The sequence below is a fragment of the Helicobacter winghamensis ATCC BAA-430 genome, assembly GCF_028751035.1.
In the GTDB taxonomy this organism is placed as follows: domain Bacteria; phylum Campylobacterota; class Campylobacteria; order Campylobacterales; family Helicobacteraceae; genus Helicobacter_D; species Helicobacter_D winghamensis.
The window spans coordinates 1,354,596-1,380,160 of sequence record NZ_CP063533.1 but is presented as its reverse complement, the minus strand read 5'-3'; the positions used below and the strand labels follow the sequence as shown (position 1 = coordinate 1,380,160).

The 25,565-nt window shown below is 36.4% G+C and carries 20 protein-coding genes; 15 read left to right on the top strand and 5 right to left on the bottom strand.

Annotated features, from left to right (window positions below):
• Positions 1-73 precede the first annotated feature (73 nt).
• The 3 genes from phsA to nrfD are packed head-to-tail and all read left to right on the top strand — an operon-like array spanning position 74 to position 3,882.
• On the top strand, positions 74-2,347 hold the full coding sequence (gene phsA, locus IP358_RS07080; RefSeq protein WP_006802889.1) for a thiosulfate reductase PhsA: 2,274 nt from the start codon (positions 74-76) through the stop codon (positions 2,345-2,347).
• 9 nt (positions 2,348-2,356) lie between these two features.
• Positions 2,357-2,926, top strand: a complete 570-nt coding sequence (locus tag IP358_RS07075; RefSeq protein ID WP_006802888.1) for a 4Fe-4S dicluster domain-containing protein — start codon at positions 2,357-2,359, stop codon at positions 2,924-2,926.
• Positions 2,923-3,882 (top strand): NrfD/PsrC family molybdoenzyme membrane anchor subunit, encoded by a 960-nt coding sequence (gene nrfD / locus IP358_RS07070; RefSeq protein ID WP_006802887.1) that lies wholly within the window; start codon positions 2,923-2,925, stop codon positions 3,880-3,882. Before IP358_RS07075 ends, nrfD begins: the two co-directional genes overlap by 4 nt.
• 44 nt (positions 3,883-3,926) lie before the next feature.
• Here the strand turns inward: nrfD and IP358_RS07065 are convergent, their stop codons facing one another.
• Entirely contained in the window at positions 3,927-4,460 is a 534-nt protein-coding gene (locus tag IP358_RS07065; RefSeq protein ID WP_006802886.1) for a phospholipase D-like domain-containing protein, read from the bottom strand.
• Positions 4,461-4,536: 76 nt separating this feature from the next.
• Here IP358_RS07065 and IP358_RS07060 point away from each other — a divergent pair, with 76 nt between their 5' ends.
• The 5 genes from IP358_RS07060 (at position 4,537) to IP358_RS07040 (ending at position 10,991) form a co-directional block, all read left to right on the top strand.
• Positions 4,537-6,105 (top strand): hypothetical protein, encoded by a 1,569-nt coding sequence (locus tag IP358_RS07060; protein WP_006802885.1) that lies wholly within the window; start codon positions 4,537-4,539, stop codon positions 6,103-6,105.
• Entirely contained in the window at positions 6,105-6,719 is a 615-nt protein-coding gene (gmk, locus tag IP358_RS07055) for a guanylate kinase (RefSeq protein ID WP_006802884.1), read from the top strand. The genes IP358_RS07060 and gmk overlap by 1 nt, the downstream gene beginning before the upstream one ends.
• A gap of 76 nt (positions 6,720-6,795) precedes the next feature.
• Complete coding sequence (gene carB, locus IP358_RS07050; RefSeq protein WP_006802883.1) at positions 6,796-10,065, top strand: carbamoyl-phosphate synthase large subunit; 3,270 nt, start codon at positions 6,796-6,798, stop codon at positions 10,063-10,065.
• A complete protein-coding gene (locus tag IP358_RS07045; RefSeq protein ID WP_006802882.1) occupies positions 10,065-10,523 on the top strand; it encodes a hypothetical protein in 459 nt (152 codons plus the stop codon). Before carB ends, IP358_RS07045 begins: the two co-directional genes overlap by 1 nt.
• A 3-nt stretch (positions 10,524-10,526) precedes the next feature.
• Positions 10,527-10,991, top strand: a complete 465-nt coding sequence (locus IP358_RS07040) for a hypothetical protein (RefSeq protein WP_006802881.1) — start codon at positions 10,527-10,529, stop codon at positions 10,989-10,991.
• Here IP358_RS07040 and IP358_RS07035 read toward each other — a convergent pair.
• Together IP358_RS07035 and IP358_RS07030 are read right to left on the bottom strand one after the other, a co-directional pair.
• Positions 10,978-11,865 carry a homoserine O-succinyltransferase gene (locus IP358_RS07035; RefSeq protein ID WP_006802880.1) on the bottom strand — a complete coding sequence of 296 codons (888 nt, stop codon included), beginning with the start codon at positions 11,863-11,865 and terminating at the stop codon, positions 10,978-10,980. The genes IP358_RS07040 and IP358_RS07035 overlap by 14 nt on opposite strands.
• Before the next feature lie 9 nt (positions 11,866-11,874).
• Complete coding sequence (locus IP358_RS07030; RefSeq protein ID WP_006802879.1) at positions 11,875-13,164, bottom strand: O-acetylhomoserine aminocarboxypropyltransferase/cysteine synthase family protein; 1,290 nt, start codon at positions 13,162-13,164, stop codon at positions 11,875-11,877.
• A 283-nt stretch (positions 13,165-13,447) separates the two neighbouring features.
• On the opposite strand from IP358_RS07030, the gene IP358_RS07025 reads away from it, so the two are divergent.
• From IP358_RS07025 to flgG, 3 genes are all read left to right on the top strand, one after another.
• Positions 13,448-14,938, top strand: a complete 1,491-nt coding sequence (locus tag IP358_RS07025; RefSeq protein ID WP_006802878.1) for a flagellin B — start codon at positions 13,448-13,450, stop codon at positions 14,936-14,938.
• 314 nt (positions 14,939-15,252) lie between these two features.
• On the top strand, positions 15,253-16,086 hold the full coding sequence (locus tag IP358_RS07020; RefSeq protein WP_006802877.1) for a flagellar hook-basal body protein: 834 nt from the start codon (positions 15,253-15,255) through the stop codon (positions 16,084-16,086).
• A 12-nt stretch (positions 16,087-16,098) separates the two neighbouring features.
• Complete coding sequence (gene flgG, locus IP358_RS07015; protein WP_006802876.1) at positions 16,099-16,890, top strand: flagellar basal-body rod protein FlgG; 792 nt, start codon at positions 16,099-16,101, stop codon at positions 16,888-16,890.
• A gap of 216 nt (positions 16,891-17,106) precedes the next feature.
• Here flgG and IP358_RS07010 read toward each other — a convergent pair whose 3' ends face one another.
• Positions 17,107-19,626, bottom strand: a complete 2,520-nt coding sequence (locus tag IP358_RS07010) for an autotransporter family protein (RefSeq protein WP_006802875.1) — start codon at positions 19,624-19,626, stop codon at positions 17,107-17,109.
• Positions 19,627-19,734: 108 nt separating this feature from the next.
• Between IP358_RS07010 and IP358_RS07005 the strand changes: the two genes are divergently transcribed.
• Positions 19,735-20,031, top strand: a complete 297-nt coding sequence (locus IP358_RS07005) for a hypothetical protein (RefSeq protein ID WP_006802874.1) — start codon at positions 19,735-19,737, stop codon at positions 20,029-20,031.
• 4 nt (positions 20,032-20,035) lie between these two features.
• Here the strand turns inward: IP358_RS07005 and IP358_RS07000 are convergent, their stop codons facing one another.
• A complete protein-coding gene (locus tag IP358_RS07000; RefSeq protein WP_006802873.1) occupies positions 20,036-22,609 on the bottom strand; it encodes an ATP-dependent Clp protease ATP-binding subunit in 2,574 nt (857 codons plus the stop codon).
• A 228-nt stretch (positions 22,610-22,837) separates the two neighbouring features.
• Between IP358_RS07000 and IP358_RS06995 the strand changes: the two genes are divergently transcribed.
• The 3 genes from IP358_RS06995 to IP358_RS06985 are packed head-to-tail and all read left to right on the top strand — an operon-like array spanning position 22,838 to position 25,565.
• Entirely contained in the window at positions 22,838-23,659 is an 822-nt protein-coding gene (locus IP358_RS06995) for a universal stress protein (protein ID WP_006802872.1), read from the top strand.
• 37 nt (positions 23,660-23,696) lie between these two features.
• Positions 23,697-24,983 carry a ComEC/Rec2 family competence protein gene (locus IP358_RS06990; RefSeq protein WP_101312893.1) on the top strand — a complete coding sequence of 429 codons (1,287 nt, stop codon included), beginning with the start codon at positions 23,697-23,699 and terminating at the stop codon, positions 24,981-24,983.
• A 39-nt stretch (positions 24,984-25,022) separates the two neighbouring features.
• Positions 25,023-25,565, top strand: a complete 543-nt coding sequence (locus IP358_RS06985; protein ID WP_040498585.1) for a DUF502 domain-containing protein — start codon at positions 25,023-25,025, stop codon at positions 25,563-25,565.

Sequence of the window (25,565 nt, the reverse complement as noted above, 5' to 3'; positions counted from 1 at the left end):
ATAAATTTTTTACTAACTTTTCACATAAAAAGTCGTAAAATGCAATTTTGTAAAACTAAAAAAGGAGGCAAAGTTGAGTGTCAATCGCAGAGACTTCCTAAAGGGAGTTGGTGTTGGGTCTGTTGCTTTGAGTATGCCCGGAACGCTAGGGGCATTTCAAGGAAAGCTAGAAGGAGTTTCAAAGTTTGTGCCAAGCATTTGTGAGATGTGTAGCACGCGCTGTCCCATAGAAGCTAGGGTGGATAATGGGGAAAAGGTGTTTATTCAAGGGAATCCTTATTCTGTTGCAACAGGTGGTTCAGTATGTGCAAGGGGAGGTTCAGGCGCAAATCAACTCTTTGATCCTAAGCGTCTTGTTAAGCCTATTATGCGCACAGGAGAAAGGGGTGAGGGCAAATGGAAAGAGATAAGCTGGGAAGAAGCGTATGATTATATTGCCAAAAAGCTTGTGGAGATTAAAGAGAAGTATGGCGCACAAAGTGTTGCCTTTGCTTCAAAATCAGGTCCGGAGCAAGCGTTTTTAAATCAATTTGCGCACGCCTATGGTAGCCCAAATACTTTTGATCACGGAAACACCTGTCCATCTGGATATGCTGTGGCTCTTACAAGTGTGTTTGGTTCAGGCTCTGTGAGTAGGGACTTTTCAAATTGTAAATATATGCTAAACTTTGGGCATAATGTGTATGAAGGGATTGTGATTAGCTATGCTAGGGGAGTTACAGAAGCGTTAGAAAAAGGCTGCAAGCTTGTTTCTTTAGATCCTAGATTTTCTGTGTTATCTTCTAAGGCGAGTGAGTGGATTCCTATTAGACCTGCTGGGGATACAGCCTTTATGATGGCTTTTGTGCATACGCTAATTTTTGAAGAGTTGTATGATAAGAAATTTGTGGAAAAATACACCATAGGTTTTGAGAAGTTAAAAGAGAGTGTTAAGGACTACACGCCAGAGAGAATGTCAAAAGAATGTGATATTCCAGCGGATAAGATTGTGGCAATCACAAGAGAGTGTGCAAGTTATGCGCCACATTGTATAGTGGATTTTGGACATCGTGCGACTTTCACGCCAGAGGAGATTGAGTTTAGAAGAGCCATTGCTATTGCTAATGCCTTGCTTGGAAATGTGGAAGCTAAAGGTGGGCTTTATTTCCCTAAGGGTCCTGGTATCTACAATAAAGTTGCAGGAGAAAAGGTTGCACCTGTGTTTAAGGGCTCTATTTTGCCAAAGATTCCAGCTCCAAAGCACCCACGCATTGACCTTATTGATGTTAAAGATGGAGAGTTTAGCAAGATTTCAAAAACACGCGGAGTGTATTCTCAGGTCTTTAAGTCAGTCTTAGATGGAAAGCCTTATGCGATTCGTGGATTGTGGATTACAAGGTCAAATCCTGTGATGACGGTCAATAACTCCAATGAAGTTGTAGAAGCACTTAAGAAGTTAGACTTGTTTGTAAGTGTGGATGTGTATGTTTCTGATACTTCACAATATGCGGATATTATTTTGCCAGAATCTACTTACCTTGAAAGAGATGAGCAGTTTTTAGCATCAAATGGTAAAAATCCGGGCTATCAAGTGCGCCAAAAAGTAGTAGAGACTATCGGGGATACAAAACCTTCTTGGCAGATTTACTTAGAAATGGCGCAAAAAATGGGCTATGAGGCAGCATTCCCTTATAAAGATATGAATGATTATAGAATGCAACAAGCCTATGAATACCCAGAAGATATGTTTGAAGTAAAGCACAAAGGGATTATTAAATATGGAATCCCACTTTTAGCAAGAGATAGCAAAAGTGTGAAGAAGTTTGTAGAAAAATACCCTAACTCTAAGCAGTTTTTAGACGCGGATGGCGAGTTTGCAGAGTTTTTAAAATGCAAAACCAAAAGTGGGAAGATTGAGCTTTTTGACGAAGTGTTAGAAGCAGCTTGTGGGCGTGGTGGATTAACCTATAATGACCCAAAACTTAAAGAAGAAGGGGAGTTTTACTTCATACAAGGTAAAGTTGCCGTGCATACAAATGGACACACAATGAATGTGCCTTGGCTAAATACCTTAATGGACGATAATGCGGTTTGGATTAATCAAGATGTCGCTAGCAAGCTACGCCTTAAAAAGGGAGATAAAATTAAAATTACAAGCAAAGTCGGCTCACAAATTGCAAGCGTGTTGCCAACAGTTGGAATCCGAGAGGACACTTTGTTTGCGTATTTTGGGTTTGGACACACAAGCAAATATCAAGAGATTGCTTATGAAAAGGGAATGAGTGCAAGCCACTTGCTAGCAAATACAATCTCTCCGGTAACGGGCAATAATGTCCATACCATTGGCGTTAAAATTGAAAAAGTATAGGGGGTTATTATGGCAAAATATGCAATGATTCACGATTCTGTAAAATGTATCGGTTGTCAAGGATGCACGATTGCTTGTAGAAGTGAGAATGCAATCCCTGATGGGTTTTTTAGATTGAAAGTTAAAATGGACGGACCACACGGAGTTTTCCCAAATCTAAGCTTTAATTATGTGCGCCACTCTTGTGAGATGTGCGAACATACACCTTGTGTAACGGTTTGCCCAACGCACGCTTCTTTTATGGATGAAAATGGAATCGTAGATATTGATGCAAGTCAATGCGTGGGCTGTTTGTATTGCGTAGTGGCTTGTCCTTATAATGCGCGCTATGTGAATCCTGAAACCAAAGTGCCTGATAAATGCAACTTCTGTAAGCATACGCATTTAAAGCAATATGGAGAGCCAGCTTGTGTTGCGGTATGTCCAACAGATGCGCTAGTATTTGGGGATTTAGATGATCCAAATAGTCCAATTTTTGATATTTTAACCACAAAGCCTTTTGTTGTTAATAAACCACATTTAGGAACAAAACCTAAGCTTTTTGTTATTCCTAATTCTAAGGGAGGTATCACACTATGAATCCAATATGGGGACCTGATGCAGTAGCTATAATTTGGCATTGGCCAATTGCGGTGTATTTGTTTTTAGCAGGTTTGTCATCTGGGGCGATGATGACAGCTTTAAGTGTTGAGTGGATGAATCCAGAGAAAAAAGCCCCTTGGGACGCTTTTGTTAGGGCTGGGGTTTTGCTAGCACCTGTAACGATTATTGTGGGGTTGTTGATTTTGGTGTTTGACTTAACAAAGCCTTTAAATTTTTACAAATTGCTTTTGACTTACAATTTGCAATCTGTAATGTCGCTAGGTGTTTTGTTGTTGCTTGTTTATACGCCACTTTCTATTATTTATGCGGCTATGCGATTCCGTGCAAGTTTGGAATCTAGCTTTTTAGGAGGTTTGGTGCGTGCATTTGGCGGAATCTTAGACTTTTTAGAAAGGCATTCTTTGTGGTTTGGACGATTGATTTTTGCATTTGCAGGCGGAGTTGGAGTTTATACAGGATTCTTGCTTTCTGCAATCCAAACCTTTCCGCTTTATAACAGCCCGATTTTGCCAATTTTATTCCTTGCAAGTGGATTGTCAAGTGGAATTGCAGCGTGCATTTGCTTTGGGTTGTTATTCTTTGAAAAAGAAGTTTCTAAAAGCACAACAAAATATCTTTTGACAATGGATTTAAGGGTAATTCCTATTGAGTCCTTATTGATCTTTGCGTTATTTGTCGGACTTTATTTCCAGGGTGGAGAGAAAGCAGTTGTTGCAATAACAGCACTCAGCAGTGGGTCTTGGGCGACGATATTTTGGTTGTGTGTGATTGGATTTAGTATTGTAATTCCTAGTGTTATTGCCCTAACAGCGCTTAAGAATCACGCCTACAAAGTGAATTTTATCTTGCTAAATGCTGCTTCAATTATGATTGGAGTTTTTGCGCTAAGAATGTATATTTTATACGCTGGGCAAATTTATCTAGGTGTGTAAGATTTAGATTCCAACTTTCAAAGGTTGGAATCGCATTTTAGCAATCAATACTTCTCGCACTTTTTAAACATTTCTTCAAAAGCATTATGGGATTGTTTTATTAGCTTTTTATCATCTAGGATTAAAAGGGTTTCGTAGTTTGTTTCAAAAGCACTTTTGGACCAGTTAGCAGAGCCTAAAATAAGGCGTTTATCATCGCTAATTGCCATTTTAATATGCATTAAGCCATTGTATTTTCCATTTTTTGAACGCTTTCCTTCTAATAGGCAAGTTTCTATATTGTTTAGTTTTGCAAGATAGCCAATTGTGGATTTGTTTGGATCTTTATTGCTTTTTTCATCATAAATAATACGCACTTTCACGCCTTTTTTGGCAATATCTCTAATTGCCTTGCTAATTTCGCGATTTGTAAAGCTGTAAATTGCGACATCTAGCGTGTTTTGCGTGTTTTTAATCGTGTGCAAAAGGGTGTTTAACGCCTGCTTTTGTTCCTTTGGCATAAAATATAAATCGTTTGCAACTAGGTGGCTTAAACACAATGCACTAAGGTAAAATAGTGTGAAAACTTTTTTAAACATTACAATCCTTTTAAAAAATTAAGATACAAATTGTTAAAATTGTAGCAATTCTTTGATTAAGCCAAGGGGAGTATTTATGAAGTTATACCTTATCAGCAAAAATCCAATCATTAACAAGCTTGTAGCCCTAAGCGCGTCTAAGCTTGGTGTAGAAATGGTAGAATCTCAAGATTTAGATACTAACATTAGTGCAGAGCTTGTATTAATGGATGATGAATGTTTTGAAGCGGAGAGTTTTGCAGTATATAAGGAAGGGAATGCAGAAGCGAAAATTATTTTGTTTTACTCCAAGGCAACTGAGCGTATTGAAGGGTTTGATACTTATATCCAAAAGCCATTTTTGCCTACAGATTTAGTAAAAACTTTAAGCGAGATTTCAGGAATTAGCGTAGAAGATTCTACTAAAAAGAATGTAGAGAGTGATATTTTAGAGCTTGATAGCAGTGATGATTTAGGCGAGTTAAATTTAGATGATGAGTTGGATTTGTCTAATTTAGATAATTTGGGACTAGAAAGTGATAATGATTTAAATTTAGATGATGGCAATACGCAGCTTGATTTTGGTGGAGATGATGGGCTTGATAATATAGATTCCACAGAAAGTGTAGAACAGGTGCAAGAAAGTGATGATTTGCAAGTGTTAGATAAAAGTGAGGTGGATACAATTAAGGATTTATTAGATGATTCTAAAGAAGTGGTTGATGATCCTTTGCTAGGGTTTGATTTGGATAAAGAACTTGGTGAAATTACAGATAATGCAGGAGATATAGAACCAACTAGCACAGAGAGTATAAAAGAGGAATTAGAAGTTGCAGAACAAAAAGAAGAAAATCAAGAATCTGCGCTAGAGGCAATAGAAGAGCCAGCTAATTTAGAATTAGATTCTACATTAGAGACAGATAATAATTTGGATTTTAACTTAGAGGATATTATAGGGACTGATATTGAAAATAATGCGGAATCTAAAGTCAAGGAAGAAGCGGAAAATTTTGAGCTTGATTTAAGTGATTTTGATTTAGGTGTTGAAATGGATAATACAACATCTGAAAAAAGTCAAGAAGTAGAAAAGTCTGAAAATATAGAATCTAATTTAGAAGAAGTAGAGCGTGAAGAATCTTTTGATAATGCGGAATCTTTAGAGTTGGATTTGGATTCTAATTTAGAATCTAATTTAGAAGATTCTACAAAAGAGACAGATTCTGAAAATATAGAAACCGCAGAAAGCGCAAGTGAAGACTTAACAGAATTAGAAAGCTTTAATTTAGATAATAATGAAAATATAGAGTCTAGCGAGAAAATTACAGATGAAATTTCAGAGCAAAAAGTGGAATTAGACACAGATTTACCAATGGATTTAAAGGTGGATAGTGATGATGAGTTTGCGACTCTTAGTCTTGAAGAAATGGGGGAAGCATTAGGTGAGCCAATCCAAAAAGAGCCAATCCCTGCACCAATTATTGCAAAAGAAGCCCCTAAAAGCCAAGAAATACAACTCCCAAATAATATTCCAAGTAGCATTCAAGCAAATTCTTTAGATTCTTTAATTGGAGCATTGCAAACACTTCAAACACAGGCTTTAAAAGAGCTTTTAAGTGGCGCAACAATTAATATTAATATCCAATTTCCCAAAAAAGATGAAAATTAATGAAACTAAAAGGTGCGATTCTTGTTTTATCTGGTCCTAGCGGAGCGGGAAAAAGCTCATTGTATAAAAAGCTAGCACAAGAGTTTCCAAACCATTATTTTTCTATTTCTTCAACAACACGCCAAAAGCGTGAAGGTGAAATTCACGGCGTGCATTATAATTTTATTTCTAAAGATGAGTTTGAAGCAGGAATTAATAATGGGGAGTTTTTGGAATGGGCTAGAGTGCATAATAACTATTATGGCACTTCTAAAGCACAAGTGATTCAGGCATTAGAAGAAGATAAGCTTGTTGTTTTTGATATTGATGTGCAAGGACAAATTAATCTTAAAAAAGCTTTTCCGCGCCACACAACGAGTGTTTTTGTTACAACGCCAAACAAAAGTATTTTACAAGAGCGTTTAGGTGAGCGTGGGAGCGATGGCAATAGTGTGATTCAAACGCGTCTAAAAAATGCTCTTGATGAGGTTAAAAGTTTGCCAAATTATGATTATTTAATTATTAATGAAAGCTTAGATGAAGCTACAAGCAAGCTGTTGTGTATCGCAAGAAGCGCATTTTGCAAAGCTTCTCTTTATGAGTTGGAATCCTTTTTGCAAAACTGGGAAAAATAAATATTTTCTACAAGATTAAGGCATAAAACGCTAGAATTTTTAAATTTTAACGCCAAAGAGATTCTACGGAGATTTTATGCCAAAACGAAATGATATTAACACAATCCTACTTATTGGTTCTGGACCAATTATAATTGGGCAGGCTTGCGAGTTTGATTACTCTGGAACACAAGCTGCAAAGACTTTAAAAGAGCTTGGATTTAAAGTTGTTTTGATTAACTCAAATCCTGCTACGATTATGACAGATCCAGAGTTTGCCGATAGAACTTATATTGAACCAATTACTGAAGAAGTTGTTGCTGATATTATTAAAAAAGAAAAAGTTGATGCGATTTTGCCAACAATGGGCGGGCAAACTGCGCTAAACATCGCAATGAGTATGTTTGAAAAAGGAATGCTTGAAGGTGTTAAATTCCTAGGAGCAAAGCCTGAAGCGATTAAAAAGGGTGAGGATAGGCAAGCTTTTAAAGAGGCAATGCTAAAAATTGGAATGGATTTGCCAAAATCACGCTATGCCTACACGCTTGAAGAAGCACTTGAAGCAGCAAAAGAGATTGGATTTCCTTTGATTATCCGTGCAAGCTATACACTAGCAGGTGGGGGAAGTGGTGTTGCTTATAATATTGATGAATTTAAGGCCTTAGCGCAAAATGGCTTAGAAGTTAGCCCAATTAATGAGATTTTAATTGAGGAATCTTTGCTGGGTTGGAAAGAATACGAAATGGAAGTTATCCGCGATAGGGTGGATAACTGCATTATTGTATGCAGTATTGAAAACCTTGATCCTATGGGCGTGCATACTGGAGATTCTATCACTATTGCGCCTGCTTTAACACTCACAGATAAAGAATATCAAAGAATGCGAGATGCTTCCTTTGCGATTTTGCGAGAAATTGGCGTAGATACAGGCGGTTCTAATGTGCAATTTGCGATAAATCCTAGCACAGGAAGAATGACTGTAATTGAGATGAATCCACGCGTTTCGCGAAGCTCTGCTCTTGCTTCTAAGGCAACAGGCTATCCTATTGCAAAGGTTGCCACGCTTCTGGCGGTGGGATATACCTTAGATGAAATTAAAAATGATATTACAGGCACTCCAGCAAGTTTTGAGCCTAGCATTGACTATATTGTTACGAAGATTCCGCGCTTCACTTTTGAGAAGTTTCCACAAGCAGATTCCACACTTACAACTTCTATGAAATCCATCGGTGAAGTTATGGCAATAGGCACAACCTTTAAAGAATCTTTGCAAAAGGCGCTTAGTAGCCTTGAAACAGGAATTTTTGGCTTTAATTCTTTAAGCACAGATTTAAGTCAAATCCAACGCGAAGTGCGTCGCCCAAATGCGCAAAGATTGCTTTATATTGCTGACGCATTCCGCTGTGGTGTGAGTGTAGATGAGGTGCAAAAGTGGTGCAAGATTGACAAATATTTTCTAGGGCAGATTGCAGAGATTATTGCGCTTGAAAAGGAAGTTTCTTTTGAAAAACTGAGCAATACAGAATTTTTAAGAGACTTAAAAACAAGTGGTTTTAGTGATAAAATGCTTGCTTTTTTGATTAATAAAAATGAATCGCTAGAATTGCGCGAAGAAGATATTTATGCTCTTAGAGAAAAAGCGGATGTGCAACCTATTTATAATGAAGTGGATACTTGCGCAGCAGAGTTTGCTACAAATACGGCATATTTGTATTCCAGCTTTGCGCACGCGTTAGAATACGCAAGTAAAACACAAGAAAGGACACAAGAAAATCCGCGCAAAAAGGTGCTAATTCTAGGTGGGGGACCAAACCGCATAGGGCAAGGCATTGAGTTTGATTATTGTTGCGTGCATGCAAGCTTTGCATTGCGTGATATGGGTTATACAAGCATTATGTATAACTGTAATCCAGAAACCGTTAGCACAGATTATGATACAAGTGATGTTTTATATTTTGAACCAATCACTTTTGAAAATGTGCGTAGCGTGATTGAGAGAGAAAAGCCAGATGGAATCATTGTGCATTTTGGAGGGCAAACGCCTTTAAAGCTTGCAAAAAAGCTCACAACCATTGGTGCAAAAATCATCGGCACAAGTGCGAAAACCATTGATATTGCAGAAGATAGAGAAAAATTTGCAAAATTTGTAGAAGAAAATGGGCTTTTACAACCAAAAAATGGCACTGCTTATACGAAAGAAGAAGCCATTTCTATTGCCCAAAACATAGGCTTCCCTGTTCTTGTGCGTCCTAGTTATGTGCTAGGTGGGCGTGCAATGCGTATCGTGTATAGTGTGTTAGAATTGCAAGAGTATATGAGTGAAGCAGTAAGCGTTAGTGAAGATTCCCCAGTATTAATTGATAAATTCCTAAATAACGCTATTGAGCTTGATGTAGATATTATTTGTGATGGTGAAGATGTCTATATTGCAGGGATTATGCAGCACATTGAAGAAGCTGGAATCCATAGTGGTGATTCTGCTTGTTCTTTGCCTACAATTAGTATTTCACAAGAGAAGCTTGAAGAGATAGAGCAAACCACTGCAAAAATTGCTAGAAATTTAGGTGTTATAGGGCTTATGAATACGCAATATGCGATTTTTGAAGATACGCTTTATTTAATTGAAGTCAATCCTCGCGCTAGTCGCACCGTGCCTTTTGTGAGTAAGGCAACAGGGATTCCGCTTGCAAAGGTTGCCACAAGTGTAATGGTAAATCAAAATCTAAAAGCCGCTTTAGAATGCTATGATACTTTCAAAAAAGTGGAATTTAAAGATGGGCTTTATAAGCCAAAAGCTTTGAAACATATTGCGGTTAAAGAATCGGTGTTTCCTTTTAATAAACTTAGTGGCGCAGTGATGACTTTGGGACCTGAAATGCGATCAACGGGTGAAGTTATGGGGATAAGTGAGAGTTTTGGGCTAAGTTTTGCAAAAAGTCAAATGGCGTGTAAAAATGCCTTGCCAACAAGAGGCAAAGTGTTTATTTCCTTGCGCGCGCTTGATAAGCCCCAAGCCTTGCCTTTAGCAAAAGATTTAGCAAGTTTAGGGTTTAGCATTTGTGCAACAAAAGGCACAGCAGAAATTTTAAATCAAAATGGAATTGCGTGTGAAGAAGAACTGAAAATTAGCGAAGGGCGTCCAAACATTGGTGATAGGCTGGCAAATGGAGAAATTGCTTTAGCGATTAATACAAGCGATGAAGCCTCAAGCAAGGATGATACTGACAAAATCCGCACGCAAGTTTTACGCAATAATGTGCCGTATTTTACCACCATAGAAGCGGCGCGTGTAGCGGTGAGCGCAATTTGTGAGATAGAAAGTAAGAATCCAAATTTTGCTAAGGCAATCCAAGATTATTTAGCATAATGGAATACATTTTTTTAGCCCAAAGCGATACAACTGCTGGCTTTTTAAGCCAAGATTTTAGAGCATTAAACCGCACAAAGATGCGCAATACACAACAAAGTGTGCTTTTAACGCTAGATTCTTTGAGTAAGTTAAAAAATCTTGTGCGTATTCCAAATGCGCATAAAAACAGGGTGCGCAAAAGCACAAAAAGCACTTTTGTTTATAGGGGCAAAAACTCTTTAAGCCAAGAATCCCTAGCCGTTCGCCTTGTAAATGCCAAAAGCCCGCACAGCGCGTTTTTAGAGTTTTTTCCATTTTTATATTCAAGCTCCGCAAATGCACACAAAGCGGAGTTTGATTTAAATTTCGCACTAGATAGAGCCGATATTATTGTGTTAGATAAGCGTTTTTTAAGCGCACAAAAGCCTTCAAAAATGTATAAAATTTCAAATTTACAAATAAAAAGAATAAGGTAGATAATGAAAACAACAGATATTTTGCAGTCTTTTTTGTTGAGTTTGGTATTAGTTTTTTTACTCTTTTGCGTGTTCTGGGCTGGGATTTATGCAAGTTACATCAAATATTATGGAATCGGAGAGTTTTTTAACCCCTTTTTTGGCAATGTTTTTAATCCTGTGGCGTTTTTTATTTGTGTGGGGATTTTTGGTATAGGATTGGCGATTCCATTTTTAGATAAGTTTTTTAAGTTTTTATTTTTTGTGTCTTTGGTGTGTGTTTTATCACTTTTTGTGCCACCTTTTGGTAGGGTAATGGGGGGAATTTTTCTAGCACAAGAGCAAGTTATAACCACACAAGGCGAGCAAAAGAGCGTTAATAGTCTTTATGAAAATCATCGCTATATTGTGTATCTAAGCGCAGATTCTGATGATTTTGAAACGCGCAAGCGGAATCTAATCTACTATGAAAAACCTATTGCAAAATAAAAGGCGTGTCTTGATATACAGAGAAGTTAAGCCAGTTAGCAAACAGTACGCTAGCACTTGAACGCCACGAAAAAACAGGTTTAGATTCTGCATTATAGTAGTTTTTTGGCTTGGTAATCTCTAAGCCCTTTTGCAAATCGCGCTTGTATTCTAAATCTAGTGTATCTTTAGAATACTCTGGGTGTCCTAGGATAAAAAAGTCTTTTTCATCTTTTAATGCAGTAATCCCACTCTCTTTTCCTTCAAGCAAGATTTTTAGATTCTTATTTTTCCTAACTTGATTTTCATTAATGCCAGAATGCCTAGAATGTGGAATCCTAATAAGCTCATCAAGCCCATTTAAGATTAAATCTTGTTGCACGCAAAAATGCTCAAACACTCCAAAAAGTTTGGAATCTAAAGCAATTTTTTGAATGTTATGGAAGTGATATAGCCCAGCCATTGCTCCCCAGCACAGATACAGCGTGCTTGTGCAATGCGTTTTTAAAAACTCCATTATTAGCACAAGCTCGCCCCAATATTTCACACTCTTAAACTCTAAATGCTCAATAGGTGCGCCTGTAACAATCGCGCCATCAAATTTCTTGCCTTGAATCTCACTAAAATTGACATAAAACCTGTCTAAATGCGATTTTGGAGTGTTTTTGCCAATATAGCTAGAAGTGGATAGCAAAGTAATATTTACCTGCAAAGGGGAGTTTGCAAGTAAAGAGAGAATCTGATTTTCTGTTTGAATCTTTGTTGGCATTAGATTAAAAATTAGCACTTCTAAGGGGCGAATATCTTGCGTTTTTGCGCGATTGCAGCCCATAATAAAAGCGTGTTCTTTTAGCAGTTTAAAAGCTGGAATCTCTTCTGAAATAACAAGTGGCATTTTAAATCCTTATTTTTCTAATGCTTGTTTTAAATCTGTAATTAAATCTTGTGGTGATTCTAATCCGATACTTAAGCGAATTGTGCAAGGCGTGATTCCAGCAGATTTTAATTCATTTTCATTTAATTGCGAATGTGTTGTAGAAGCTGGGTGAATCACAAGCGATTTAGAATCTCCGATATTTGCGACTATCTCAAAAATCTCTAGTGCGTTACAAACACTTTTTGCCTTCTCATAGCTCTCCACTTCAAAGCTCAAAAGTCCGCTAGCTTGAGAGTCTTTAAAATATTTTTGAAGCAATGAATGGTAAGGATTGTTTTCTAAGCTAGGATAAAACACTGCTTTAACTTTTGGGTGAGATTGCAAGAATCGCGCTACTTCTAAGGCATTTTGACTATGCTTTTTAATGCGCAACTCTAGTGTTTCTAAGCCTTGAATAATAAGCCAAGCATTTTGTGGGGAGAGTGTCGCACCGATATTTCTTAGCCACTCTGTAATTAAACGGATACTAAAAATCGGTAAAGATTCTGCTAAAGACGCATACACCAAGCCGTGATAACTCTCATCAGGCACATTAAAAGGTGCATAGCGTGGATTATCCACAATCAAGCTATTTAAGCCTTTGCGCTCAATCACAACTCCGCCAAGTGCGTTTCCTTGCCCATTAATGTATTTGCTAAGGCTATACACCACAAGATCCACGCCAAAGTTAAAAGGCTTGTGTAAAAATGCCGTTGCCACCGTGTTATCACAAAGCGTTATGATTCCATATTTTTTAGCAATTTTTGTGATTTTCTCCACATCAGCGATTGCAATTTGTGGATTTGATAGACTCTCAAAGAAAATTACCTTAGTTTTTTCATTAATCACTTTTTCTAAAGATTTTTCTATATTATCTATATCAAACGCCCTAGCTTCAATCCCAAAGCGTTTTAGAGTGTGTGCAATAAGCGTTTGTGTTCCACCATAGATTTTATTAGAATACACAATATTATCGCCATTTTGTGCTAGATTTACAAGCGCGTAAAAAATCGCTGCTGTTCCACTTGCAGTTGGGACTCCAAAAGCCCCACCCTCAACTGCTGCAAGCCTATTGCCTAAAACATTAAGCGTGGGATTTGCTAGTCTAGAGTAGATATTCCCAAGCTCTTGAAGCGCAAATCTAGCTGCTGCTTGCTCTAAACTTTCAAAGCTATATGCAGTGTTTTGATAAATTGGCACGCTTAAAGTGCGTTGTGTATCAAAGGTATAGTCAGCGTGTAGTGCTAGAGTTTCTTGTTGATAATTTTTTGTTGTCATTTTTGTCCTTTTTGATTAAATTTGCACTATTCTATCATAAAATTTTAAAAATACAATATGTATTTATAAAATTTATCAAAAATTTTAACAATTTTGTAAATTTTGCACATTTTTTAGAATTGACTCTAATCTTTTTTGTTTTTTATCCGATATAATTGCATAGCTAAACTTTACAAGGCGGTTTAAGTCTTTGGCTTAGCTTACTAAAGATAAATTTACGCTAGTCTTTAGTAAAACCAATGCATACCCAAGGACGGGTTAGCACAATTAAAAGGAGTTAAAAATGGCATTTCAAGTCAATACCAATGTTAATGCGTTAAACGCACACGCTCAAAGCACTTTTACACAAACTAGTCTTTCTAGTTCATTGCAAAAGTTAAGTTCAGGGTTAAGAATCAACTCTGCAAAAGATGACGCATCAGGAATGGCGATTGCTGATAGCTTACGCTCTCAAGCAAACGCACTAGGACAAGCGATTAGAAACACAAACGATGGTATGGGAATTATCCAAATTGCAGATAAAGCAATGGACGAGCAAGTTAAAATCCTAGATACTATTAAAACTAAAGCAACTCAAGCTGCTCAAGATGGTCAAACAACACAAACAAGAACAGCAATCCAGGCTGACATTAACCGCTTGATTGAATCTTTGGATAATATTGCGGCAACTACAAGTTACAATGGCTTAAGCTTGCTTGCTGGTGGATTTACAAACAAAGAATTCCAAGTAGGTGCTTATTCTAACCAAACAATTAGAACAAGTATTGGTGCGACAAGCTCTGATAAAATCGGGCATGTGAGAAATGAGACAATCAGATTCTCAGCAGGAACAGCTTTGGGTGAAATCACAATGAAATTTGTTGGACAAAGAGATGGAAAAGACATTACTCTTGAATCTGTAAAAATCTCTCATTCAGCTGGAACAGGACTTGGTGCATTAGCAGAAGTTATTAATAAAAACTCTGATAATCTAGGTGGAATCCGCGCAGAAGCAACTGTGCAAAGTATTGGTGCGGATTCTATTGCTGAGGGAGACATTGTAAGTTTAACTATCAATGGTGTAAGAATTGGTGATATTACAGGTGTCCAGAAAAATGACGCAGATGGAAGACTTATTCAAGCTATCAATTCAAGAAAAGAAGAAACAGGTGTCGAAGCATCTCTCTCTGAAGATGGTAAGCTAATCCTAACTTCAACAGATGGTAGAGCGATTACAGTTTCAGGTGCGTCAGGATCAGACATTATTGGAGATGGTTTCTCAACAACAAATATTGGTTCTTTAACTCTAACCAAGCTTGGTGCAAGCGATATGAAAGTTTCTGGTGGCGCATTCTTTAGTGATACTTCAATTGCACAAACTACTACATCTCTAAGAGAAACAAAAGGCGTCTTTGGTGCGGATGTTAAATCAGCTATTGGAGCAAACGCAAATTTAGGAAATACATTTGTTGGACAAGCTGGAGATGCACTAGGTGGTGGTGTAACAACGCTTAAAGGCGCGATGCTAGTAATGGATATCGCAGAATCCGCAATCAAGCAACTAGATGCTATCCGTTCAGACTTGGGTTCTGTGCAACAACAAATGCAATCAACAATCAACAACATCACAATCACTCAAGTGAATGTGAAGTCAGCAGAATCTGGTATTAGAGAAGTGGATTTTGCAAGTGAATCTGCAAACTACTCTAACCTAAACATTCTAGCTCAAGCTGGTAGCTATGCGTTAAGTCAATCAAACGCAACACAACAAAATATCTTAAGACTACTTCAGTAGTCTTAGAATCCCTTTTTGGGATTCTATTCTTTATCTCCGCTTCTTTTTCTTTTTTTAAAATCTTTCATTATAATGCTAGTCTCTAAAGGAATCCAAAAAGCCTAAACACTAGAAGCTATTAAAATGTGTGGTAAGGGAGATTCTAAGACTTATAGTAATTTTGCAGAAGTATATGCAAGAAGCAGAAAGTTACAAAATAATCTACCTTGTAAGGCTAGGAAGCCATAGCAAACTTTTTAAGGAATAATTAAACACGATTTTATTGTGGAATACCTTTTGCTTTAAGTCTTGTAATTTTGTAAAAAAGGCTTAGAATGCAAGGTGGATATTACAACTCCGTAGGCGGTATGGTTACGCAAATTAACCGCCTAGATGTTATTGCAAACAATATCGCAAATGCTAACACAACAGGCTTTAAACGCGATGATGTTGTGATTGGTGATTTTATGCGCTTATATGAACAGCACAAAGAGTTTTTGCCTATTGATGAGCAAACAAAAGACGCAGCGCAGTTTTATAACCGCTCTTTAAACCGCGTTCCACAAATTGTAGAAGAATACACAGACAATAAAGTGGGCGGAATGATGATTACAGATAATACATTTGACTTTGCTTTGAGTAAAGAAAATATGTATTTTATGGTAGAGACACCTGATGGAATCCGCTACACGCGTGATGGCTCCTTTGTGCTAAATGAGCAAGGCAGGCTTGTTACTAAAGAAGGTTATCCCGTGCTTCCGCGCGAATACTTAGACGCTCCACAATATATTGAATTTATTGATGGATTCCAAGTAGAAGTGGATAGCAATGGCAACATTTATACAAGGGATTTAAATAACGAAGGCATTAGTGAAATGGCATTAATGGCAAATATCGGCGTGGTGTCTTTTGAAAATCCAAAATATCTTAAAAAAATCGGCGATAATCTCTACTCTTACCCGCAAGAACGCACAGATGAACGCGAAGCACTAGAGCGAAGCGGGGCAGTCCGCCAAGGGTTTTTAGAAAAAAGCAATATTAATGTTGTCCAAGAGATGACAGGACTGATTGAAACAAATCGCTTAGTAGAAGCTTATTCTAAGGTGTTAAAAACGCATATGGATGAGCTAAACACAGAAGCAATCACAAAACTAGCAGCAAAAGCATAAAAAGGATTTAAAATGATGCGCGCACTTTATACAGCAACAACAGGAATGTTAGGACAACAATTACAAATTGATGTAACTTCAAACAATATCTCAAATGTAAATACCTTTGGTTATAGAAAAGAAAGAGCGGAGTTTGCGGACTTGTTCCATCAAGTGTTGCAATATGCAGGTTCTAGCACAAGTGAAACAACGCTAAGCCCAACGGGGATTGAAGTGGGGCTAGGTGTGCGACCAACAGCGGTGCAAAAGATTTTCTCGCAAGGGAATTTTAAAGAAACAGAGCAGAATCTTGATGTGGCAATTACAGGGAATGGGTTTTTTCAAATTGAATTGCCTGATGGCACGATTGCTTACACACGCGATGGTTCGTTTAAGCGTGATGATGAAGGGAATGTAGTGAATGCGCAAGGTTATTTGCTAGTGCCAAATATCACAATCCCAGATGATGCCACACAGATTAATATTGGGAAAGACGGCACCGTAACTGTTGTGCAAGGCAATGAAACAGAAGTCAATCAACTTGGGCAGATTGAAACGGTGAATTTTATTAACCCAGCAGGTTTGCACGCACTAGGAGATAATCTCTATCTTAACACAAACGCTTCAGGCGATCCAATTGTAGGCACTCCGGGGTTAAATGGCTTTGGGCAATTAGCGCAAGGATTTGTAGAAACAAGTAATGTGAAGCTTGTTGAAGAAATGACAGATTTGATTGTTGGACAAAGGGCGTATGAAGCAAACTCTAAATCTATTCAAACTGCAGATTCTATGCTTCAAATTGTTAATCAGCTCAAGCGTAATTAAAATTTTCTGTAAAAAGCTAGGCATATTATTATGCTTAGTTTTTCTAATGATTCTTATATTTCTCCAATTTTTCCAAAATAGTCGGTAACTTTTATATTCTCTTATTGTTTATGAATTTTTTAATACAAGTGAGATACGAATATTCTATTTAAGTTAGGTGAAAACCTAACTTAAATAGGTGGAGATTAAAATTGAAGTTTGGTTTTGTATTGTTGCTTAGAATTTGTATTTTAAGCCAACATTTCCGCTAAGATAAGTTTCATTTTTGTCATCAACTTCACCTGCTAAAATTTGTTTTGCCCCGATACCTGCATTGAAACTCCAAGAATCACTAAGCTCTACATTTCCGCCAATTGTTAATTGACCATAAGTTTTTTCTTTGTCTGTTCCTGCAATGCTAAATACTGAGCTAGAACCAGCAAATCTTGCAACATAATCGTCCCCATTGTTTAAAACATATTGTTCAATTTTTGGTGTTACGAAAAGATAAGAACTTGCATTGAAGTATTTTCTAAATTCCGCACCTACTTCAAGGCTTAAAGAATTGTTTGTAGATGATCTTACATGTTGAGCTAAAACGCCGGATTCTGTATAGTCTGGAGTGTAGCTAAAGTAATAATTTGCGCCGATAAATGGTTTTAAGAAAATGCTATTACCAAAATCTAGCACTTTTCCAACATTTGCACTAAGACCAAAGAATCTTTTTGTAAAATCTGCAGTATTTGCTCCAGCAATTGTAGAAACTTCTTGATCTGTTTTGCCAAATTGTCCATATGCTCTTAGATTAAGCTCCCAAGTTGGATTAAGTTTAATAAGAGAATATGCACCAAATTGGAAGTTATCAGACTCTTGATTAACAAGATTGTCTTCTAGTGTTGCATTGGCATAAGTTATATATCCACCCAATAAAACATTGTCTGTAAGGTTTCCATCAACACCAACACTAATTCCATATAAACCACCAGATTCGCCATCAATGATATTTGCACCACCAAACACATTTGTCCATACGCTAGCTGTATATGTGTCATAATATTTGTATGATCCAGTATCAGAAGCTACACTTGCAAATTTATCTCCATAAGGATTATTAAATCTTGCAATACGACTTCCAATTGCCATATCATTTGACACATTGATTGCATTTGTCGCAGAAGATGAAGAATCAGAAAGGTTTGCGATAGCTTTTGCATTATCTCTTGTAGTTTTGAAGAAGTTTGTGTTTGTGATTGCTCCTAGAATTTTACTATTATCTATGCCTTTAGCAGTTACGATACCATTTAAGATTCCAATTGCTTCTGCGTTATTTCCTGCGTTAGAAAGTGAAGTTGTCATAGAAGCGAGATTTCCACTATCAAGCATAACTCCAGCCAAAACGGTGTTATTTTTATCTTTGATATTAGTTAGTGCGCTATTTGCAAGATTTGCATTGATATTTGGTGTGATTGCTTTAATGATATCAATTGCTTCTGTTTTTCCTGCGGCTGCAGTTAAGCCTTGAGATTTATTAGCAAGATCTTTTAGAGCTGCTTCAATAGATTTAAGCTCATTTGTTAATTTATTGATTTGCGCGGTTGTATCTGCGATAATTTTATCTTGCGCATCAATTTGTTGTTGGATTTTATCTTTTTGCTCTTGATCTTTTGCAGTTTCTAATTGTGCTTGCAAGTTTTTCTTTTGTGCTTCAGCGTCTTTTTTGCCTGTTTCAGCACCTTTCTTGCTAGCTTCTTTACCTGTCTTTGAAGTGTTTAATTTTTGTGTTGCAGCAGTAACTAAAGTTTGTTCTTGAGTAATAAAACCACCAAGAAGTGCTTTCACTTCTGTCTTGCTTAAGTCTGCAGTTGATTCTCCATTGATGTAGAGTGTTTTTCCATCTTTTGAAAGCTCTAGTTTATAATCTAATCCAAACTGACCTAGTAGAGTGTTTGTGCTATTGCCACCTGCTTGGTTGATATTCATTGTAATTTCATATTCACCATTTTCACCTTGACCTAGAGTGTTTGGATTGCTAAGCAAGCTATTAATATGTCTATCATATGAAATTTTTCCTAGAGTATTTGTTGCTGCATTTGCATTTAATTTTTTATCTGCTTGCACAAGAGTGTATTTTCCTAAGAAGAAATTATTTCCTGAATCTAGGTTAAAAGTTGAGCCTGTGATATTTCCTGCTCCAGTGGCATGAATTAAGCTATTTCCTGCAAAATTAAATGTTCCACCATTAGCTGTTAAATCTCCATTGATATTGATACGACCATTATCTAAAGAAGTGTTGTTTCCTAAAGTTGTGTTTCCTTTAATATTTAATACACTATCTGTAACATTCAAAGAATTAGTGAAAGTTGTATCCCCTGTAATGTTAGAGTTTTGAAAAACATTTGCAGAATCAATATTGATTGTTTTAGCTTTGATATTGAAAGCATAATTGTCTTGTGCTTCCCCTCCAAGACTTGCTCCAGCACTAACAGTTAGTTCTTTACCATCTGCATTAATGTTTAAATTTTTAACATCTAAAGGTTTTCCATCTTTATCTACATAAGTATTAACATCATAGCTAAAAGTTGAATTCGAATCAGTTGTAATTGCTGATTTATCACTTGTTGTTATAGAGCCATTAGAATACTTGAAATTTGTATCAAAGCTCGGTTTATCTGAAATAGTAACTGCGTTTGCTACAACAGCACCTGCAATTCCTACTCCTAGAAGGATCCTACTCGTTACGAGTGATAATTTGGACATCTTAATCTCCTTGAATTAAATAATATTATTAACAACTTATTATTACAAGTTGTTAAGTGATTTTATAAAAAATATAATTAAAAATAACTTATTATTATAAGGTGAAGTTTGTTAGAGCAAAAAGATGTTTTGTATGCTTATAAAATTATTGGAGCAAATGTTGCAAAAATTAGAAAACAAAAGAAATATTCGCAATTAAAATTATCTCTTGCAATGGGACATAATTCTGTAAGTCTGGTATCTTTTTCAGAGATTTGCTTAAAAGGAGCACATTTTAATATTGAACATCTTTTGCAAATATCTATGATTTTAGAAGTAAATGTAATGGATTTCTTTGTAGGTGTTGATGAATTTCTTTTGAATTTGAAAGAAAAGAATAAGATTGAAGAAAATGATATTAGCTAGAATCTTAAAGGATTCTAGCGTGTATGCTACCATTTTCTGCATAGAAGCTAACCTTGCTCCCTTCTTTGATTTTATCTTGTAAAATTAAATCTGCTAGGCGATCTTCAATTTCTTCATAAAGTGCGCGTTTAAGGGGTCTAGCTCCATAAATAGGATCAAATCCGACTTTTGCAATAAATTCTTTCGCGCTTTCTTCTAATGTAACGTTAATATCTCTTTCTTGCACTTTCTTTTGGATTGTTTTAAAGAGAATTTCTACAATGCTTGTGATTTGCTCTAATCCTAAAGGATTAAAGATAATAATATCATCTAAGCGGTTTAAAAATTCTGGCTTAAAATAGCCTTTTAGGGCTTCTTTTACTGCTTTTTCACGCTCTGTTAAATCACTAATTTCCATAATCGCATTGCTTGCAATATTGCTTGTTAAAATAATAATGGTGTTTCTAAAATCAATGGTTACGCCTTTATTGTCAGTTAATCGCCCATCATCAAGCACCTGTAAAAGCATATTAAACACATCTGGATGTGCCTTTTCAATTTCATCAAATAGAACGACGCTATAAGGTTTCCTACGCACTGCTTCTGTGAGTTGCCCACCTTCTTCATAGCCTACATATCCCGGAGGTGCGCCAACAAGTCTGCTTGCAGCGTGTTTTTCCATATATTCGCTCATATCAATGCGGATAAGATTTTTCTCACTATCAAATAAGAATCTAGCTAGCGTTTTAGCTGATTCTGTTTTCCCAACACCTGTGGGTCCTAAGAATAAAAAGCTTCCTATGGGGCGATTTAGCTCACTTAAGCCTGCTTTATTGCGCTTTATAGCTCTTGCAATAGCGTGCAAGGCATTATCTTGTCCTACAACATCTTTTTTAAGCTCTTCTTCAATGCCTAGAATTTTGTCCTTTTCATCTTGGAGCATTTTTTTAATAGGGATTTGTGTCCAACGGCTAATCACTGCTGCAATGGATTCTGGTAATACTGCATTTCTTAAAAGTGTGCCATTTTCTTGCATATTCTCCCATTTTTGATTTTGCTCTTTGAGTTCGTTTTCTAGCTGTGGAATCTTGCCATAATCAATTTCAGCAGCTTTGCTAAAATCCCCATTGCGTTTAGCTAGCGTGCTTTGTGTGCGCAAAGAGTCAATTTCTATTTTAATGTTAGCAATTTTGTTAAACACTTGTTTTTCTGTTTCAAACTGCGCTTCTAGAGCTTTTTTAACTTCTTCTTTGTCGCTAAGTTCTTTTTGGATTTCTGCAATGCGTGCTTGGTTTTTCTCGCTTTTTTCCATTAAAAGTGCTTCTTTTTCAACTTGCAAGGCTTCCATTTCTCTTTTAACTTTGGCAAGCTCACTTGGTTCGGATTCTATTTGCATTTTAAGTTCAGCGGCTGCTTCATCAATTAAATCAATGGCTTTATCAGGCAAGAATCTATCTGTAATATAGCGACTTGAGAGTTTTGCAGCGGCGACTAATGCACTATCTGTTATAGTTACATTATGGTGGGCTTCTAATCTTTCTTTAATCCCGCGTAAAATTTGCAAGGCTTCATTAACATTAGGCTCATTTAGCATTACAGGTTGGAATCGTCTTTGTAAGGCAGCGTCTTTTTCAAAATATTTGCGGTATTCTTTGAGTGTTGTTGCGCCTATGGTGTGGAGTTCTCCCCTTGCAAGAGCGGGTTTTAGGATATTTGCAGCGTCCATTCCACCTTCGCTAGCGCCTGCACCTACGATTGTATGGATTTCATCAATAAATAAAATAACATTTCCACTTTTTTTGACTTCATCAATCACTTTTTTTAAGCGGTCTTCAAACTCTCCGCGATATTTTGCCCCTGCAACTAATGCACTCATATCAAGGGCAATTACGCGTTTGTTTTGCAAAGAAAGTGGCACTTCTTTTTTAACAATTCTTTGTGCGAGTCCCTCTACAACAGCGGTTTTTCCAACGCCGGGTTCGCCTAGGAGAATAGGATTGTTTTTTGTCTTTCTAATTAAAATTTGCATCATATGGGTGATTTCTTCATCTCTACCGATGACTGGGTCAAGCTTGCCTTCAATGGCTTTTTTTGTTAAATCAATGCCAAATTTTTCTAGGGATTCTAAGTTTTCATCAGCGCTTTGTGAATCAATCTTAGCTCCTGCACGCATTGCTTCAAAAGTTTTTTTAAGCTCATTAATATCTAAAAATTTAGAAAAAAGATTCCTAATAGTAGGCTCTTGTAGATTTGCCAGAATAAAGGTATCAAGAGCAATATAAGAATCGCCATTTTTTGTTGCTAGCCCATCAGCTTGGTTTAAGGCATCGCTTAGATTGCGTGAGATTTTAAGGTTTTCTTTTGTTACGCTACTGCTTTGTGGAAGTGCGCTAGCAATGCTTTTTGCTTCAAGTTCAAGAGCTGTTTTATCAATATTTAAGCGGTTTAGAGCTTGGTTTAAAAGTGAGCTAGTGTTAGTTAGCATAGCCCAAAAGAGATGAATAGGTTCAATTTCTTGGTTTTTATTATGTAAGGCAAGTGAAGCACCTTGCTCTAAGGTTTCTTGTAATGTGTTGGTGAGCTTTTCTAAAAGGTTCATAGATTTTCCTTGTGTTAAGATTGCGTGTATTATATAACTTTAGTCTATTATTGTCAAGTTTTATAATGATTAAATACTAAGATTTTCTAAATCTTATAAACTAAAAGATAAATGGGTAGTTTTGAAAATATAATGAAAAATTTAAAGGATTTTATGAAGTCTTTGGCTTTATTTAATCTTTATCTTTGGTATAATGTAGGCTATTTATCTAAAATTTAAGGGTGGTGTATGAAAGATAGAATCGTAGTCGCAACGGATTTTTCAAAAAGCAGTTTGGTTAGCTTAACAAAGGCAATGTATCTAGCAAAAAAAGAAAAATGCTCACTTGATATTGTGCATATAGTGGAATATTCTATTTTTCACGATCCAAAAAAGGATAAAAAAGCCGGTAAAGAGGCATTAGCAAAGTTTATTGCAGATCATTTTCCAAAACCAGAAGTGGAGATTGCACAATTTTGCTATGTGGGCACAATCCACAAAGAGATTCACAAACACGCAAAAGACAGGGAATGCCGTTTGCTAATCATTGGCGCAACGGGAGAGACGCAGCATTTAACAGAAGTTTTACTAGGTTCTGTGGCAAAACGCATTGTAAGAAAGGCTGAAATTCCAGTGCTTGTAACAAAAGATGAGTCTTTGCCAGATTACGCAAATATTTTTTCTCCAACGGATTTTTCAGAAGATTCTTTAAAGACAGCAAAGGCGACACGCAAGTTCTTTCCAAATGCAAATTTAATTTTTTATCATATGATTGCACGCCCTTTTGAGTTGCGTTTGGGGCATTATGGTGCTGATGATGAACAAATCTCAAGTTTTAATAAAGATACTGAAAATAGGGCAAAAGAAATTTCAAAAAAATTCTTAAAAAATTTCTCTGGTAAAAGTGAAGTGGTGCTAGATAGTGGAATCTTATCTTATACAAGATTGCTAAGTGTGGCGGAATCTAAAAATGCTTCATTAATCGCCTTGCCAACAAGCGGAAAAATTAGCTTTTTTGCCTTAGATGTTTTGCAAAATTCTAATATAGACATTTTTATTTGCAAATTTTAATTCTATAAGAATCGCTTTTGCGATTCTTTGATTGATTGTGTTAGAGCCTGTTTCTTTATTTACAACTTTTAAAGAACGCCTTATATTATTTGCCTTTTTAGTTATTGTGTGTGGTTGCACACTTTTGTTTAAGTTTTATCAATTTCACACTTTAAAGTTGGAGCAAACGCCACAAATTAGAGCTGAAGTCTTATTACAATACACAAAAACAAAAAATAATAAAACTTATTCTGTTTTAAAACTTAAAAGTGATATTGGAATCTTTTATACCACCACTTATGAAGATTTGCGCGATATTAAGCGTAAAGAAGTTTTGTTGCGTTTGGTGTTTAAAAATGTGGGATTTTTAGAGTTTTTGAAGGGATTTTACGCGCCTAGTTTTAGCATTATTTTGTTGCGCGATTCTGGTGCAGGGTTTAAAGAGAGTTTGCGCCAAAGTATTATTTCTCAGCATTCTACGCAAATTATGGGGGAGTATTATTTAGCACTTTTTCTAGCTGATAGTTTGCCAAAGCAATGGAGAGATTTAGCCCAAAGTTATGGAATCGCACATATTTTTGCAATCTCTGGTTTTCATACTGGGATTTTAAGCGCGGTTGGGTTTTTTATTTTGGGATTTTTATATAAGCCTTTGCAGGCAAGATTTTTTCCTTTTAGGAATTTCTTTTTTGATGTGGGTTTTATGGTGGTTGCGTTGCTTTTGGCTTATTATTTAATCCTTACGCAATCACCTTCATATTTGCGTGCTATTACAATGAGTGTGGTGGCGTTTGCTATGCTGTGGAGAGGGATTGATATTTGGCGACTTGAGATGTTATTTTGGTGCGTTTTGGGATTGCTTGCGTTTTTTCCGCAATTATTGTTTTCTGTGGGCTTTTATTTTTCTTGCCTTGGTGTGCTGTATATTTTTCTTTTCTTTAAATATTTTAAGATTCCAAAAGGCGTATTAAAGAAGTTATTTTATGGAATCGCACTTAATGCTTCTACCTTTTTTCAAATGGGAATTATTGTATATTATTTTTTTCCGCCATTTTCCCCCTTATCACTGCTTTCACTCATATTTACGCCATTATTTAGCTTATATTATCCCTTGGTTTTCTTTGCCCATTTTTTAGGCTTGGGTGGAATCTTAGATACGCTTTTGCTGTGGTGGTTAGAGATTCCAACGCGCACAATTCCTTTAAATCCCGGAATTTATGCGTTTTTATTCTGTAATGCCCTAAGCCTTGTGGCAGTTAGGTATAAAATTGCTTTTTTAGGACTTTTGGGGCTTAATATTGTGTATTTTTGCTATGGAGTGTATTTGTATTTTAATGCTTTTTAGGTTAGAATCTGAAATTTTTGTTTGGCAAAGGATTTTTGTGTGGATACCATAATTTCTAAAGTTAGCAAAGGGATTTTTGCGATTCTGCCTTTTTTGCTATTGTTTTGGATATTTTCTTTTGTTTATGAGTTTTGCGCGAACATTTTTTATTCTGTTTTTGGAATCACAAATGCAAATTTATTTATCACGCTTTTAATCTTTGTTTTAAGTGTGGTTTTGCTCTATTATATTGGGTATTTAGTGGATAAGAATAAAGAATTTTTGCTCATTAGAGTATCAGAAATTATCATTGGTAGGATTCCGCTGGTTAAAAGCATTTATTCTGGGATTAAAGAAGTTTTAAACATTTTCTCTGGTAAAAATAAAGATGGCTATTTAGGCGTGGCGTATGTGAATGTGGGGAATATGGAGCTTCTAGGTTTTATTACAAAAGAAGAAGAGGAAGTGTTTTGGGTGTTTGTGCCAACAACGCCAAATCCTACTTCAGGCTTTGTATTAAAAATCGCAAAAGATAAGGTGAAAATCTCGGATTTATCAGTAAGCGAAGGATTTAAGAAAATCATCTCTTTGGGTGTAAAATAA

Bases quoted from the DNA above. Each gene is read 5' to 3' on its own strand.
- IP358_RS07075 (WP_006802888.1), top strand. From the start codon at position 2,357: ATGGCAAAATATGCAATGATTCACGATTCTGTAAAATGTATCGGTTGT.
- nrfD (WP_006802887.1), top strand. From the start codon at position 2,923: ATGAATCCAATATGGGGACCTGATGCAGTAGCTATAATTTGGCATTGG.
- IP358_RS07065 (WP_006802886.1), bottom strand. From the start codon at position 4,460: ATGTTTAAAAAAGTTTTCACACTATTTTACCTTAGTGCATTGTGTTTA.
- IP358_RS07060 (WP_006802885.1), top strand. From the start codon at position 4,537: ATGAAGTTATACCTTATCAGCAAAAATCCAATCATTAACAAGCTTGTA.
- gmk (WP_006802884.1), top strand. From the start codon at position 6,105: ATGAAACTAAAAGGTGCGATTCTTGTTTTATCTGGTCCTAGCGGAGCG.
- carB (WP_006802883.1), top strand. From the start codon at position 6,796: ATGCCAAAACGAAATGATATTAACACAATCCTACTTATTGGTTCTGGA.
- IP358_RS07045 (WP_006802882.1), top strand. From the start codon at position 10,065: ATGGAATACATTTTTTTAGCCCAAAGCGATACAACTGCTGGCTTTTTA.
- IP358_RS07040 (WP_006802881.1), top strand. From the start codon at position 10,527: ATGAAAACAACAGATATTTTGCAGTCTTTTTTGTTGAGTTTGGTATTA.
- IP358_RS07035 (WP_006802880.1), bottom strand. From the start codon at position 11,865: ATGCCACTTGTTATTTCAGAAGAGATTCCAGCTTTTAAACTGCTAAAA.
- IP358_RS07030 (WP_006802879.1), bottom strand. From the start codon at position 13,164: ATGACAACAAAAAATTATCAACAAGAAACTCTAGCACTACACGCTGAC.
- IP358_RS07025 (WP_006802878.1), top strand. From the start codon at position 13,448: ATGGCATTTCAAGTCAATACCAATGTTAATGCGTTAAACGCACACGCT.
- IP358_RS07020 (WP_006802877.1), top strand. From the start codon at position 15,253: ATGCAAGGTGGATATTACAACTCCGTAGGCGGTATGGTTACGCAAATT.
- flgG (WP_006802876.1), top strand. From the start codon at position 16,099: ATGATGCGCGCACTTTATACAGCAACAACAGGAATGTTAGGACAACAA.
- IP358_RS07010 (WP_006802875.1), bottom strand. From the start codon at position 19,626: ATGTCCAAATTATCACTCGTAACGAGTAGGATCCTTCTAGGAGTAGGA.
- IP358_RS07000 (WP_006802873.1), bottom strand. From the start codon at position 22,609: ATGAACCTTTTAGAAAAGCTCACCAACACATTACAAGAAACCTTAGAG.
- IP358_RS06995 (WP_006802872.1), top strand. From the start codon at position 22,838: ATGAAAGATAGAATCGTAGTCGCAACGGATTTTTCAAAAAGCAGTTTG.